The 14,085-nt window shown below is 62.9% G+C and carries 12 protein-coding genes; 4 read left to right on the top strand and 8 right to left on the bottom strand.

The features are described from left to right. Positions 1 to 86: 86 nt before the first annotated feature. Together KZO24_RS13135 and KZO24_RS13130 are read left to right on the top strand one after the other, a co-directional pair. Positions 87 to 1,040 (top strand): FkbM family methyltransferase, encoded by a 954-nt coding sequence (locus KZO24_RS13135; RefSeq protein WP_486486341.1) that lies wholly within the window; start codon positions 87 to 89, stop codon positions 1,038 to 1,040. A gap of 159 nt (positions 1,041 to 1,199) precedes the next feature. Next, on the top strand, positions 1,200 to 1,652 hold the full coding sequence (locus KZO24_RS13130) for a hypothetical protein (RefSeq protein ID WP_271181251.1): 453 nt from the start codon (positions 1,200 to 1,202) through the stop codon (positions 1,650 to 1,652). 82 nt (positions 1,653 to 1,734) lie between these two features. Here the strand turns inward: KZO24_RS13130 and acnA are convergent, their stop codons facing one another. Both acnA and KZO24_RS13120 read right to left on the bottom strand, forming a co-directional pair. Continuing rightward, entirely contained in the window at positions 1,735 to 4,410 is a 2,676-nt protein-coding gene (gene acnA / locus KZO24_RS13125) for an aconitate hydratase AcnA (protein ID WP_285021738.1), read from the bottom strand. A 143-nt stretch (positions 4,411 to 4,553) separates the two neighbouring features. Continuing rightward, positions 4,554 to 5,453 (bottom strand): DMT family transporter, encoded by a 900-nt coding sequence (locus KZO24_RS13120; RefSeq protein ID WP_285021740.1) that lies wholly within the window; start codon positions 5,451 to 5,453, stop codon positions 4,554 to 4,556. A gap of 174 nt (positions 5,454 to 5,627) precedes the next feature. On the opposite strand from KZO24_RS13120, the gene KZO24_RS13115 reads away from it, so the two are divergent. Continuing rightward, on the top strand, positions 5,628 to 7,079 hold the full coding sequence (locus KZO24_RS13115; protein WP_486486340.1) for a L,D-transpeptidase family protein: 1,452 nt from the start codon (positions 5,628 to 5,630) through the stop codon (positions 7,077 to 7,079). Between the two features lie 279 nt (positions 7,080 to 7,358). Beyond that, entirely contained in the window at positions 7,359 to 8,540 is a 1,182-nt protein-coding gene (locus tag KZO24_RS13110) for a glycosyltransferase family 4 protein (protein WP_486486339.1), read from the top strand. Here KZO24_RS13110 and KZO24_RS13105 read toward each other — a convergent pair. From KZO24_RS13105 to KZO24_RS13080, 6 genes are all read right to left on the bottom strand, one after another. Next, positions 8,521 to 8,943, bottom strand: coding sequence for a GtrA family protein (locus tag KZO24_RS13105; protein WP_486486338.1), 423 nt, complete (start codon positions 8,941 to 8,943; stop codon positions 8,521 to 8,523). The two genes, KZO24_RS13110 and KZO24_RS13105, sit on opposite strands and share 20 nt — an antisense overlap. Next, the gene (locus KZO24_RS13100; RefSeq protein WP_486486337.1) at positions 8,943 to 10,517 is read right to left on the bottom strand and encodes a hypothetical protein; all 1,575 of its coding nucleotides are present in this window, start codon (positions 10,515 to 10,517) and stop codon (positions 8,943 to 8,945) included. Before KZO24_RS13100 ends, KZO24_RS13105 begins: the two co-directional genes overlap by 1 nt. Before the next feature lie 11 nt (positions 10,518 to 10,528). After that, a complete protein-coding gene (locus KZO24_RS13095; RefSeq protein ID WP_486487174.1) occupies positions 10,529 to 10,996 on the bottom strand; it encodes an NAD-dependent epimerase/dehydratase family protein in 468 nt (155 codons plus the stop codon). Continuing rightward, on the bottom strand, positions 10,975 to 11,418 hold the full coding sequence (locus KZO24_RS13090; RefSeq protein ID WP_486487207.1) for a hypothetical protein: 444 nt from the start codon (positions 11,416 to 11,418) through the stop codon (positions 10,975 to 10,977). The genes KZO24_RS13095 and KZO24_RS13090 overlap by 22 nt, the downstream gene beginning before the upstream one ends. Before the next feature lie 2 nt (positions 11,419 to 11,420). Next, the gene (locus KZO24_RS13085) at positions 11,421 to 12,509 is read right to left on the bottom strand and encodes a glycosyltransferase (RefSeq protein ID WP_285021743.1); all 1,089 of its coding nucleotides are present in this window, start codon (positions 12,507 to 12,509) and stop codon (positions 11,421 to 11,423) included. Between the two features lie 188 nt (positions 12,510 to 12,697). Continuing rightward, a complete protein-coding gene (locus KZO24_RS13080; RefSeq protein ID WP_285021745.1) occupies positions 12,698 to 14,083 on the bottom strand; it encodes an oligosaccharide flippase family protein in 1,386 nt (461 codons plus the stop codon). Positions 14,084 to 14,085: the final 2 nt, after the last annotated feature.

The raw sequence follows: 14,085 nt of genomic DNA, 5'->3' as shown, positions 1-14,085 counted from the left end.
TCCGCTGACTGGATGACATCCGATTTACGACAACGGTCATCATCGCCAAGTATCATGTCACCACTATACGCACTGGTGATTATGCGATGAGTCCGCGCTACGGTCGCAAAACGGCAGTAACAGCGTGGTTGATTGTCCCAATACCCGGTCATTTTCAGGGCTGGTATCCAGCGAGCCGGATGAACAATTGCCCGGGGCCAGAGCTGATGAAGTTGCAAAGCTTGCGTTTTCACTTTGCGCGCCTTGCTCGGGAACTCGGCAGTCAGGTTTCCATTGGTACCCGTCGCTACCGCGTGAAGGGCTACCTTCCAAGCCAGTTTGCCGTCGACATGGGGCACGAGCCGTACCTTGCCAAGCCACTGGGCGCTGCGATGGCTTCGCGGGCTGGACCGATCGTTGATGTCGGAGTGAACAAGGGGCAGACGTTGCTGCGCATCCTGTCGATCGACGCGGACAGAGAGTATGTCGGCTTCGAGCCGCAGTCTGCATGTTGCGCGCTCGCTCAGCTTTTCATCAAGGACAACGCCCTTCGTAACGCGACGGTGGTCGGCGTTGCGCTCAGCGACAGTGATTGCCTCCTGCCGTTCTACGCGGAGGGGTCTTACGATGAAATGGGGACGCTCGATGTGCAATCGAGGGCTCGGTATGTTGACACTGTGCCGCCCCAATTCGTTCCGGCGCGCAAAGGGGACGGCGCGTTGCAGGATCTGAACGTGCTCGCGCCGGCCATTATCAAGGTCGATGTCGAAGGTGCCGAACTGAGCGTATTCCGGGGCTTGTCCGAAACGATCGCACGCGCCCGGCCGATCTGCTTCTTTGAGGTATTGCCGAATTACATGGGCGACGATCGGGAAGCCATCGATAAGGATGTTGCCGCGGCCAATCGCGCGAAGGCGGCAGCAATTTTCCAGTTCTTTCGGGATTCAGGATACCGGATTTACCAGATCGACCTTGCGGGCGAGGAATCGCCGATCGATGCTTTCGATCTCGACAATCCGGGCGCTTTTCTCGGAAGCGACTATGTTGCCCATCCTGTGTAACTGATGCGAGGATGCGTGCCTTGTGATCGGCGCGAGCGGCCGCTTCGTGCACCTCTGATCCCGAATGCCGGACGGGATTGACTTGCGACGAACCGCCCGTGGCCAAGCGTGCAAGCGCAAGGTCTTCCATGTCGGCGCCGAGCCCCGTAATGTCAGGCGATGCGTATTCGCTCCCTTCTGCTCGCTGGCCTGCTGATCCCGCTCGGTCCGTCCATTTCCGCTCAAAGTACCCCGCAGCCCACCCGCATCCTCGACGCGAAGAGCGCGCAGCGGTTAGCGGCGAACAAGGGACTGGCGCTGCAGTGGATCGACTGGAACACGCGCGGCACGGCAGTGGTGCGGCAGGACGATGGCGTCTGGAAGCTGCGCGGTGCACAGGCCGAAGCGGGCGGGGCGGGGCGTCTGTTCCTCGACGGCACCATCTCCGAGATTGGCGCAGACTATTTCACTTTCGAGGGCCGCATCGCCATCACCGATACGCCCGATGCCGGACGCCAGTGCGATAAGACGAAGATCTGGCATTTTGCGATAACACAGAATCGCAGGTATTACCGGCTGCGCGAATTCGAATGGTGTGACAGCCTAACGGATTACATCGATATCTATTTTTGAGGTGCCGCGAGGCAGCATAAAAAACCCGCCTGGATCGCGCCAGGCGGGGTTTTCGTTTCGGCATCCGACGCGCCGCGCCGGATCAGCTCGCGGCGAGGTTGCGCAGCACGTACTGCAGGATGCCGCCGTTGTTGAAGTATTCGACCTCGTTGGCGGTATCGATGCGGCACAGGGCGGTGAAGGTGAACTGCGTGCCATCCGGACGGGTCACCTCGACGTCCACGTCCTGACCCGGCTTCAGGGTGGCCACGCCCTTGATGGTGAAGGCGCAGTCGCCATTCAGCGCCAGCGAGTGGCGGCTGTCGCCCTCCTTGAACTGCAGCGGCAGCACGCCCATGCCGACGAGGTTGGAGCGGTGGATGCGCTCGAAGCTTTCGACGATGACCGCGCGCACGCCCAGCAGGTTGGTGCCCTTGGCCGCCCAGTCGCGCGAGGAGCCGGTGCCGTACTCCTTGCCGGCGATCACCACCAGCGGGGTGCCTTGCGCCTTGTACTTCTGCGCGACGTCGTAGACCGCGCCGGGCTCCTCGCCAAAGCGGCTCATGCCGCCTTCGATGCCGGGGACCATCTCGTTGCGGATGCGGATGTTGGCAAACGTGCCGCGCATCATCACTTCGTGGTGGCCGCGGCGCGAGCCGTAGGAGTTGAAGTCCGCCTTGGCGACCTGGTGCTCCATCAGCCACTTACCCGCCGGGCTGTCGGCCTTGATCGAGCCGGCCGGAGAGATATGGTCGGTGGTGATCGAATCGCCCAGGATCAGCAGCGGTTTCGCCTCGATGATATCGGTCACCGGCGCCGGGGTCATCTCTAGCCCATCGAAGTAGGGCGGGTTGGCGACGTAGGTGGACCCGGCGCGCCACTGGTAGGTTTCCGAGCCGACCACATTGATCGCCTGCCAGTGCTTGTCGCCCTTGTAGACGTCGGCGTAGCGGGCCTGGAACATCTGGCGGTCGACGGCAGCGGTCATCGTCTCGGCGACTTCGAGGTTGGTCGGCCAGATGTCCTTGAGGAATACGTCCACGCCGTCCTTGCTCTTGCCGATGGGGGTGGTGAGGAAGTCCTCCGCCACGGTGCCCTTGAGCGCATAGGCGACGACGAGCGGCGGCGAGGCGAGGAAGTTGGCGCGCACGTCGGGCGAGACGCGGCCCTCGAAGTTGCGGTTGCCCGAGATCACCGCGCTGGCGACGAGGCCGTTGTCGTTGATCGCCTTGCTGATCGGCTCGGCCAGCGGGCCGGAGTTGCCGATGCAGGTGGTGCAGCCGTAACCGACGAGGTTGAAGCCGATGTTGTCGAGGTGCGCCTGTAGCCCTGCCTTGTTGAGATAGTCGGTGACGACCTGCGATCCCGGCGCGAGGCTGGTCTTGACCCAAGGCTTGGGCTTCAGGCCCAGCTCGTCCGCCTTCTTGGCGACGAGACCGGCGGCCACCAGCACGCTCGGGTTCGAGGTGTTGGTGCAGCTGGTGATCGCCGCGATCATGACGTCGCCGTCACCGATGTCGAAGTCCTTGCCTTCGACGGGGACGCGCTGCGGGGTCTTCTTGTACGTCGCGGCCATGTCGGCGTTGAACACGTCGTCCACTTCGGGAAGGGCGACCCAGTCCTGCGGGCGCTTCGGCCCTGCCAGCGAGGGCACGACGGTCGACAGGTCCAGCTCCAGCGTCGAGGAGAAGATCGGGTCGGGCGCGCCCGGCTCCATCCAGAAGCCCTGCTCCTTGGCATAAGCCTCGACGAGGGCGATCTGCTCTTCCTCGCGGCCGGTCAGGCGCAGGTAGTCGAGCGTCTTGTCGTCGATCCCGAAGAAGCCGCAGGTCGCGCCGTATTCGGGGGCCATGTTGGCGAGCGTCGCGCGGTCGGCGAGGCTGAGCGAGGCGAGGCCGGGGCCGAAGTACTCGACGAAGCGGCCGACGACGCCGTGCTTGCGCAGCATCGAGGTGCAGGTGAGCACGAGGTCGGTGGCGGTGACGCCTTCCTTCAGCTCGCCCACGAACTTGAAGCCGACGACTTCGGGGATGAGCATCGAAACCGGCTGCCCAAGCATCGCCGCCTCGGCCTCGATCCCGCCGACGCCCCAGCCAAGGACGCCGAGCCCGTTGACCATCGTGGTGTGGCTGTCGGTGCCGACGCAGGTATCGGGATAGGCGACCAGTTCACCGTTCTGGTCCTCGCTCGACCACACGGTCTTCGCGATGTTCTCCAGATTGACCTGGTGGCAGATGCCGGTGCCCGGCGGCACCGCATAGAAGTTGGAGAGCGACTTGGAGCCCCACTTGAGGAAGTCGTAGCGCTCCATGTTGCGGGCGTACTCGATCTCCATGTTCTCTTCGAAGGCCTTGGGGTGGCCGAATTCATCGACCATGACCGAGTGGTCGATGACGAGGTTCACCGGGACCAGCGGGTTGATCTTGCTGGTGTCGCCGCCGAGCTTGGCGATCGCATCGCGCATGGCGGCGAGATCGACCACGCAGGGGACGCCGGTGAAGTCCTGGAGGAGAACGCGGGCCGGGCGGTACTGGATTTCCTCGCCGGTGACGGGGTTCTTCTGCCAGTCCACCACGGCCTGAATATGCTCGGTGCCGACGGTGAAGCCGCCGTCCTCGAAGCGCAGCAGGTTCTCGAGCAGCACCTTCATCGAGAAGGGGAGGCGGGAAACATCGCCCAGTTTCTCGGATGCCTTGGCTAGCGAGTAGTAAGCGACGGTCTTGCCGCCGACGGTCATGGTGCTGCGGGTGCCGAGCGAGTCCTGTCCGACCTGTGTCATGGTGGGCTTTATCCCCTTTTGTGTAGAGCCTGCCTCGGGGACAACACGATTTGCTGCGTCGTGTTGCAGTGCGACAGGCGGAAATCTCTAGTCCCGGACGTGGGCTCTCGGCGGCCTAAGGTCAAGGGCGCGCGGGGCTAGACTTAGGTGTTGTTTTGGGCGGGCCGCGTGCCGATCCAGCAACCCGTCACGATCAATGCCGCACCTGCGACGATCCCGGGCCCGGGGCGTTCGCCGAACACCATCCAGCCCATGAGCGCGGCCCAGAGAAACCCGGTGTACTCGACCGGCACCAGCACCTGCGCCTCGGCCCGCGCATAGCCCCAGGACAGGAACAGCAGCGCGGTGGTGGCGAGCGCGGCGCCGAGCAGCGTCCATGCAAGGCTCGCGGCATCGGGCATGGTCCAGTAGAACGGGGCGAACAGGGCAAACAGCACCGTGACGCCCAGGTTCTGGAACAGAGCGATCTCGACCGGCCCGGCCAGCAGGGCCTGCTTGCGCTGCATCACCAGGTTGAGCGCATAGAACACGGCGGAGAGCACGATCGCGGCGGTGCCCTTGATCGCTTCGGCCCCATACTGCCCGGCTCCGAAGCGGTCGGCGCCGATCACCACCATGCCGACAAGACCGAGCAGGGCGGCGAAGACGGCGCGCGGGCGGATCGTTTCGCCCAGCAGCAGCGCCGCGAAATAGAGCGCGATGATCGGCGCAAAGAACGAGATCGCCATGCCTTCGGCCATCGGGATGCGCACGAGGCCGTAGAAGAACAGCGCCGCCATCACCGAGGTGACGCACGAGCGCTGGAAGTGGAACAGTGCCACTTTGCGGGTCGGGGTCGGACGGCCTTTGACCAACCACAGCGGGACTGTCAGCAGCGTCCCGAAAAGGTTGCGCAGGAGCAGCGCCGTGCCGACGCCGAGAACCAGCGAAGCGGCCTTCATCGCGGCATCCATGATGCTGAATGCGGCGATCCCGGCGACCACGGCCAGGACCGGGGCAAGCACGGGCAAACCAGGCGGGTTGGGGGTGGAAGCGGCAGGCATGACGCCTGCGCCTCTCGCCCGGCGCAAGGTTGTGCGCAAGCAATTCATCGCCGGGACATGTCGCATCCTTGAAGAATGGCGCGTAAACGGGCACATCTATGCGGCGTGGCGGCAACCTTGGAGAGCGCCGCGCGTCTTCCCCCAAGGTCTCCATCGGGCAGGTTTCAAGGCAATATGGTGAGTTTCAAGCGCTTCGGTTCCAGCGTCGTCTCGGCGCTGACGCTTCTGGCTGTCGGCGTGCAGCCGGTTCAGGCGCAGAAACTCAAGACCGAGAAGTTGCCCGAGGACCTGCTCCCGCCGACGATCGCGACGCCGACACCGACGGCTCCTGCGACCGCGAGGCCGGTGCGTCCCGCAGCGGTCCCGACCGCGCAGCCCTCGTCTGCCCCGGGCGCCGTGCCGGTGCAGGCGCCGACCGTCTCCTCCCCTATCGTGCAGGAAGTGACGCTGGCCGAGCCCGTCATGCCCTGGACGGTGTCTGATGCGCAGGCGCTGCTCTCCACGATCGGCTACATCGGCAAGGAAGGCCTGATCCCCGCCGACTACCAGCCCGCCGCGCTCAAGGCCGCCATCGCCAAGGGTGAGGGCGATGCGCTCGACGCGCTCGCCAGCCGCGTCTTCGCCTGGCTGATCGAGGACTTGCGCGATGGCCGCACGCCGATGCCCGCGCGCGTCCAGTGGTTCGCGGTCGATCCCGATCAGGATTCCATGCCCACCCAGCAGATCATGGCGCAGGCGCTGTCCGATCACGACGTTGCCGGCGTCGTCGCCAAGCTCGCGCCGACCAACCCGGATTATGCCGCGCTCAAGGATGCGCTCAACGCCACGCCGATGGCGCAGAAGGATCGCCGCGCGCTGATCCAGGCCAACATGGACCGCTGGCGCTGGCTCGCCCGCGATCTCGGGACCGTCTACCTGATGACCAACGTGCCGGAATTCCAGCTGCGCCTGGTGGTCAAGAACAAGATCCTGCGCACGTACAAGACGGTGGTGGGCAAGCCTGGTCGTACCGCCACCCCGCAGCTGGCCGAGACGGTCAGCGCGGTGGTCTTCAACCCGACCTGGACGGTGCCGCAGTCGATCGTAAAGGGCGAGGGGCTGGGCGCCAAGGTCATGAACAACCCGAAGTGGGCCGCCAACAACGGCTACAAGGGCTATAAGGCCGAGAACGGGATGATCACCGTCGTCCAGCAGCCCGGCCCCAGCAACGCGCTGGGCCTGATGAAGATCGACATGCCCAACCCGCATGCGATCTACCTGCATGACACGCCCGCCAAGTCCTACTTCAACTCCGATGTGCGCGCCTTCAGCCATGGTTGCATCCGCACCGAGCGTGCGGTGGAACTGGGCATGACGATGGCGATTCTCGGCGCCGGCATGTCCAGCACCGATGCCGCCGAACTGTCGCGCGCGGGCGAGTACAAGAAAGTGGCGATGACCCGGACTTTCCCGGTCTATCTCACCTACTTCACTTTCGCTCGCTCGATCGACGGCACGCTCCAGGCCTTCAACGACATCTACGAGCGCGACGCGCCGGTGCTCTCCAGCTTCAAGGCCCCGCGCCAGCTCAAGACCACCCAGCGCGCCAGCGACGAGGCGATCATCCAGCTGGATAACCCGCTGTAAATGGGTCGGCTCGTCGGAAGGAAGGCAGAGACCTGAGTGAGCAACTGCCTCGGGCGAAGGCCCGGGGTCACCCTTCAGGTTGAGCCGCGCAGCTTCCTGCAAGCCGTCATCTGCCACGGCATTTTCATTAAGGATCGCCCCTCCACGATTTCCGTTGCTTGGTCCCCGGAATGGCGTCGGCGGGAATGCGATGACACATAGACACCCAAGCTGGGGAAGTCGCGTCGGCATGGCCGCGCGCCGGCACCGGTGGATTTGTTGTCATCCTGAGAGGTCCTGGTGAACATTGGATATCTTGTTCCGGAGTTTCCTGGGCAGACTCACGGGTTCTTCTGGCGTGAAATCCTGCACATCGAGAAGTCAGGGGAAGCGGTCACGATCTTCTCGACCCGGCGTCCGAAACGCAATGTGAGCCATGCCTTCTCGAGGATGGCGGCGGATAGAACGCTCTATCTGGCCGACTTTCGGGTCCGGGACGCGCTTTACTGGTTCATCGCAGTTATCCTCTCCGTGAAAGTTCTGGTTCGCCAGGATGTGCGGCAACTGCGGAACGAGCAGGAATCCTGTCTCAAGCTGGCGATGCTCGCCGTGATCGGCACGCGACTGAGGTTCCTTTGCCGCCGCCAGAAGATCGATCATATTCATGGTCACAGCTGCGCTGACGCCGGCTATATTCTGGCGTTCTGCAGATTGTCCGGCGGGCCGCCGTTCAGCCTCTCGCTCCATGGCGATCTTGCCATTTACGGCCGCGGCCATGGCTTCAAGTTCGAAAACGCGAAATTCGTCGCCTGCGTCACCGATGCGCTTTGCGGTCAGGTCCGGGAACACGTTCCGGGCCTTACGGAGGAGCCCAAGCTGATCCGGATGGGCATCGAGCTGGATCCCGACAGCCGCAAGGGAACGGACTGGAGCGCGCCGCGCGTATTGAAGATCGTCACCGTCGCGCGGCTCAACCCGATGAAGGGGCACAGACATGCGATTGAAGCGGTGCGCGCGCTCCGGGAAAGAGGCATCCTGGTTCAATACGACATCATCGGCGACGGCGATTTCGCGAGGGACATAGAAATCGCAATCGGCCAGGCTGGCCTGGAAGATCAGGTGAGGATGATCGGGCCTGTCGCCAACGACAATATCGGCAAGTCTCTGGCGGTCTACGATGCCTTCGTCCTGCCGAGCGTGGGGTTCGGCGAGGCGGCGCCGGTGGCGGTCATGGAGGCGATGAGTGTCGGTATTCCCGTCGTGTGTTCCATTATCGGCGGCACCCAGGAAATGATCCGGCATGAGGAAACAGGGTTTCTCTTCACTCAGGGCGATGAGGCGGCCCTGGCCGACATTCTCGCACAGCTTGCCGAGCGCCCGGAAATCCGCGAGCGGGTGGGGGGCGCCGGGCAGGCGCATGCCCATGCCAATTTCCTGACTTCCGTTTCTGCGGCGGACCTCGTCACTTGTATCCGGAATTGAGAACGGCCGTTTTCAGGGATGGGCCAACCGGGCGATAGACCCATGTTTTCGAGACTATGAAAATGCAGACCGAGATCACGCCCGTCACCGCGACCTGAGCCCCGAACAGCGGGATCCGCAGGTCCGACACCAGCAGATACATCAGCCCCGAATTGCCCGCCATTGCCAGGAGATGCATCGTGCCGAAGCGTAGCAGGGCGCGTCTGGTCGGCGGCCCTGCGCGGAATGTGAAAGTACTTTGCAGGACAAAGTTGCAGGCCATGCTGAGCAGGTAACAAAGCGCGGTCAGGATGATCAGGCTATGTATCCACCGCCCAAGGGCCCACAAGGCAGCCAGATAGAAGGCGGTAGATGAAAGGCCTACCGCGATGAACCGCAGAGCCCTTCCCAGTTCCGAACGCATCAGGTGACGGTCCTTTCATAAAGAACCCCGAACGGCCCCTCGTAAGCGATCCGGTAGTCATCGCCCATGTAGCTCTTAATGGCGTTGAAGATGGGGCGTCCGTCTGTCCTCGTACGTCGAGCCGCTTCGGGGTTCTCGCCTAGGGCATCCTCCATCACCAGGATCAGCTTCGGCCTGCTGATCCGGAGGCCGTCCTCGGCCTCCTTGGTCCATGCTGCGTAATAGGCAAAGTCCGGCGAAATCTGCTCGACTGCGGGATTGATGAAGCGATACGGAGGCAGGCGCTGGGCGAGGTAAGGTATCTGATAGGCGGTGCCGTAAAGAACGACGCGTTCGTCCGGCGACGTGCGGCTGCGGATGATCTCGACGAGCCGTAACTGCTCAGCTTCGGTCAGGTTGCTATAAGTGCCTAGCGGCGCAAGGCCGTTGCGCAGATCGAGGAACTGTTCGCGATGGTGGATCAGTTTCGCTCCCGTTCCGGTGAGCGTGAGCAGCGCCATGCCTGCAAGAACAGCGCTGCCAAGCCGTCTTCCGGGAGCCGTCCGGCTCGGCTCGCTGATGAAGCGCCGGACCTCATCGAAGGCGATGGCGGTCAGCATGACCAGAATCGGCAGTACTCCGCCCAGATGATAGCCAAAGCCCTTGTGCTGCACCGTATAGGATAGCGCTATGGCTGCGGTAAGGCCCAGCAGGAGGAGCAGGGGGTACTCGAGCCTTCGGCTGCGCCATATCCACAGTCCCAGCCCGGTCAGCCCGAGGGCGAAGACCCAATGATAGGCGCCAAGCAGCAGGTCCGTCACGGTTTTGGTCATGTTCCGCGCCGGGCTTCCCATGTAGGCAGACAGCGTGAAGGAGACGGTCTGCTGATAGAAATCGTCAAGGTTGCCGATCCATGCTCCGGCAGTGGCTATCGCCGCGATCACGAGGCAGAACGTCAGCACGAGGGTGCCGACGCGCGCGATAGGGCCGGTACGACGCGTCAGCCTTGTCCACTGGGCCGGCAGTAGTTCCAGCAAGGCGAGGCCAGCCAGAAACGAAACATAGGTCGGGCGGATCAGCACCGCCATCGCGACCAGTGCACCTGCCAGGGCCATCGATCGCAGTTCCTGCGAGCGCGGGGCCAGCATCATGCTGCAGGCGGCAATCAGTACTCCCACTGCAATGATGTCGCGCTGTCCCGCCATCCAGCCACCCGCAGTCACATAGATTGCGGGGTAGAGCGCGAGGGTTACGAAGGGGGCGAGCGTAAATCTGGCCCGGTGCAGGAACAGGGCCGCCATCACGGTGACCAGTTGCATCAGGATGAAGTCGAACAGGTGCCATGCTTCCGCGCTGGGCCCGAACAGTTGAACGGCGATTTTGTGCAGGATCATCCCGCCCGGCCAATTCATGTCGAAGCTGCCCGCATAGAAGGGATAGCCTTTGGTCGCCATCCACGCCATGTAGTTGAACTGAGCCTGATCCGGAGACGGGGCGATCTTTATATAGAGCAGCCCCAGAATCGGGATCGACAGCAGCCAGATCGCCAGCAGCGGCCGGTGCGCGCGCAAGGGGTTCTCGACGTGGTCAGCCATGTCCGCCTCTCTCAGCTAAGCCTCTTGCGCACCGCGTTCACCAACTCCGCGATGCCGCATTCCAGGGCGGTCGGTTGCCAGTCGAACGGCAGCGATGAAGGCAGGAAGCTCATGTGCCGGGCATTTGATGGGTGAGGGTCGAATTGCACCAGCATCGGCAGGGCGAGTTTTGCCCTGACCAGTTCGACCATTTCGCCAACGGAGGAGGGGCGGCCGCTTGCCATCGTCATGATCTCGTCGGCAGGGCCGGGGTTCACGACGCGCCGTGCCATGAACCTGCCGATGTCGTCCGAAAGCACATAATCGCGCAAGGTGGCGGGGTTTCCCATGATCCGGGTGGTCTTGCCGGTCAGAGCATTGGCGGCGAGCGCCGTTGCCAGTCCCAGCCGTTTCGAGCGCCCACCGCCGTAAACGGAACTGGGGCGGTAGATATGGCGCCGCCGGAAGTGCGCGGACATTAGCCGCTCTTCCTGATACAGTTTGCCCTCGCCGTAAGGGCGCAGCGGACGGGGTCTGCTGGCGGCAGTACAGTGGGTCTGGCCTTCGAACAGCCCCCTGCCGAACTGATCAGGTGAAAATCCACCTGGTATCGGGTCTGCAATCTCTGCGCCCAGTCGATCAGTTCGCCAAGAATTTCGCCTTCCGCGAGCATCTCCTCGCGGGAAGAACCGAACCCGCTGATCCCGCCCGACCACACCACCGCGATACGTGTCGCATCTCCCAGAGCCGCCACGATCGCGGCCCGCTGGTCTTGCCTCGTTTCGCCGTCGTACCAGTCATACGGGTATTCCTGGACGGAGGCCGAGAAGCGCAGCCGCAAGGCGCGGTCCAGGGTTTCTCCGATGAGGCCGAGGCCGAAGAGGAGAACCGTGAGGCGTTCCTCACCGCGGATGCGCAGCATTCTCATGCGGCGGCAATGGAGCGAGCCGTGCTTTGCGCGCCCTCGTGCCGGGCCGCAAACCACTCGCAAGTCGCCGCGTCACCTGACCTATCGATTGTGAAATACGTTGGTTTTCCATGAGCTTTGAGCACCAGCGAAGACAGATACTGGAGCGAGATCCCGAGCATGAAGATGGAAAGGCCACCGAAGAACGTTACGGCGAGGAACAGCGACGTCCACCCATGGACCTGGATCTGTTCGGGATAGAGAAGCTTGAGGCAGATGAAATAGACCGCGGCGAGGATCGAGATGCCAACGACGGCGAAACCGGCGATGGCGCCAAGGCGCAGGATCTTGATCTGGCTCGAGAATATCATTCGCCAAGCGTGCGCGAAGAGAGACTTCAGGCTATAGCCCGATCGCCCGGTGCGGATGAACCGTTCGTCTTTCATCTCGACGGCCAGAGTGCCGATCCTCTGGGTAAACCAGCACAAGGTTATGTCGAGGTATGTGTCGTGCGAGCAGACGCTGGCTGCGGCGCGCGCAATCGATCCGCGCATCAGGCGAAAGCTGTTGAAGCTTGTCAGGTTCGGGTTGTCGGTAAGCCACTGCATGGCGCGTTTGAAGCTGCGGGAGGAGCCATCCCGGATGGCGGCTTCATGCACCGCCGAGGCCGGCTTTGCATAGACGATGTCCAGTTGGGCGGTGACGGCTTCGCGCAGAAGCGCCGGTATGGCCTCGCACCGGTGCTGCAGATCCTCGTCCATCGTGACGACCCAGTCGCCCGAGCTGTGAAGTATTCCGACGATGGTGGCGGGGTGCTGCCCGAAATTGCGGGAGAGATGGATTGGCACGACCCACGGATGCGAGCGGCCCAGTTCGTCGAGCAGGGGACCGGATGCGTCAATGGCAGCGTCGTCGACGAAAATCGCCTCGGCGAGGATGAGCGGAGCGCCGTGTTCTTGCCATTCGAGCCGCAGCGCATCGAGTGCGGAAACAAGCGCGCGCAGATAGGCGGCTCCGGCATAGACCGGCACAACGATGCTTACCGTTGCAAGCGGTGATGGACTGGCAGCTTCCCAGTAACTTGAGGTGCGAGCAAGAGTATTCAACGCCTTCTCCACCCGGAGTTTTTCGGACTGCTCCAGTATCGGGGAATGAACTCGGCACACAATTGGCAGGGGTCATTAGCAATAATCGGAGGGGTGTGCTCCCTTCCCCATATTGCCGCAGTGTTCGTGAAGCGCGATGTCGCATCGGCTCGAACAGGATCGGCAAGAACACGCGAGATATTCCGCTTTCAGGCAAACATCGGCCGGAGCAGCCAGTCGCCGGCAGCGCCGATGGCCACGCCCGGGATGCTGGCAGCAAGGAACAACAGTTCCTTGCGCAGGTCCAGCAGGCCCACTTGGCGCAACCGGAACCATTTGAAGATGAGCGGCGGAATCTCGATCAGGCCCACGGCGGTGACAAGGCCCAGTACGCCCCACACATTGAACCCGATGAGGCCCGCGATGAGGATGCCGATGAACTTCGTCACGTTGGACTGGAACATGAGGGAGACGTAGCCCGTGGCCGTAAGCGCTTCGTTTGCGCTGTTGGAAGGCAAGGCCAGCAGGGACGAGATGGACAGCAGTTGGAGATAGATGGCCGCATCGGCGTAACGCGGGTCATAGAGTATGGCGATGATCAACGGCGCGCTTCCGATCAGTCCGCCTGCGGCGAAGCTGTAGAGCAGCGAGGGAAGGCGGCGCTTGGCATAGAACAGGGTCCGCAGGTCGGGCATCCCGTCGCGCCAGGCCTGCGCATAATAGGGAGAGAGCACGCGGCTCGCATAGCCCCAGGCGAACGCCAAGGGCGCTCCCGCAAGATTTACCGCCAGCATATAGATGCCGAACTGATCGAGCGGCATCAGGCGCGCCAAAACCAGCTTGTCGCCCTGCAGCAGGAACAGAGTGATGATGCTGGATCCTGTCACGAACCGGGCAAAACCCCAGAGATCCTTGATGTACCCGCGGTCGAGGGCAGGTCTCCGCAGCGAATTCGAGAACACCAGATAGCTTAGCAATGTCTTGAAAGCGCTGCTGATCATCCCGGCGGCAAGGATGGCCCAGTAACTGCGCCAGAAATATGCGAACACGACCGACAGCAGCACCTGGAGCGTCAGAACCGCCAGTTCCAGCAGGGACAACCGCAGGATCATGCGATGACGCAGCGCCGTGAGCATGGTGATGGAAGCCACGCCGTCGATCAGGAAAGACAGCGTCGAGACGATGATGACGATCTCGAGATCGTGCTTACCCAGCAAGGCGGCGATGGCGGGCGCTGCCGCCAGGATTGCCACGGTCACCATGACCGAACGCAACACCTGCATCGTCCAGATGGTGTCGAGGAAGCGCGGTTTGTCGCCATCGGGATGGCGTATCACGAAGCCCTGAAAGCCGAGATCGGACATCATGCCGACGGTGAATGCGATCGAACTGATGATGCCGGTGATGCCGAACACCTCCGGAACCAGCAGGCGAGTCAGGAGGACGCTGCTGACCGCCCTCATGAGATTGTTCAGGACGACCGAGATGACAACGATGTTGGTGTCCCGCAGCAGCAGGTTCCTGATGCGACCGAGGAGAACAGGGCCGGCGGGAATGGAGCCGCCGGGCACGTCTGATAGCTGGGCATGGTTCATGC

The organism is Novosphingobium sp. NFX11 (genome assembly GCF_057376415.1).
Note: the sequence above shows the minus strand (reverse complement) of the source record. Positions and strands in the feature narration are given on the sequence as shown.

Excerpts from the sequence above, each read along its gene's own strand:
- KZO24_RS13090 (WP_486487207.1), bottom strand. The coding sequence starts at position 11,418 with ATGCTGCGCATCCGCGGTGAGGAACGCCTCACGGTTCTCCTCTTCGGC.
- KZO24_RS13100 (WP_486486337.1), bottom strand. The coding sequence starts at position 10,517 with ATGGCTGACCACGTCGAGAACCCCTTGCGCGCGCACCGGCCGCTGCTG.
- KZO24_RS13135 (WP_486486341.1), top strand. The coding sequence starts at position 87 with ATGAGTCCGCGCTACGGTCGCAAAACGGCAGTAACAGCGTGGTTGATT.
- KZO24_RS13120 (WP_285021740.1), bottom strand. The coding sequence starts at position 5,453 with ATGCCTGCCGCTTCCACCCCCAACCCGCCTGGTTTGCCCGTGCTTGCC.
- KZO24_RS13130 (WP_271181251.1), top strand. The coding sequence starts at position 1,200 with ATGCGTATTCGCTCCCTTCTGCTCGCTGGCCTGCTGATCCCGCTCGGT.
- KZO24_RS13105 (WP_486486338.1), bottom strand. The coding sequence starts at position 8,943 with ATGCGTTCGGAACTGGGAAGGGCTCTGCGGTTCATCGCGGTAGGCCTT.
- KZO24_RS13115 (WP_486486340.1), top strand. The coding sequence starts at position 5,628 with ATGGTGAGTTTCAAGCGCTTCGGTTCCAGCGTCGTCTCGGCGCTGACG.
- acnA (WP_285021738.1), bottom strand. The coding sequence starts at position 4,410 with ATGACACAGGTCGGACAGGACTCGCTCGGCACCCGCAGCACCATGACC.
- KZO24_RS13080 (WP_285021745.1), bottom strand. The coding sequence starts at position 14,083 with ATGAACCATGCCCAGCTATCAGACGTGCCCGGCGGCTCCATTCCCGCC.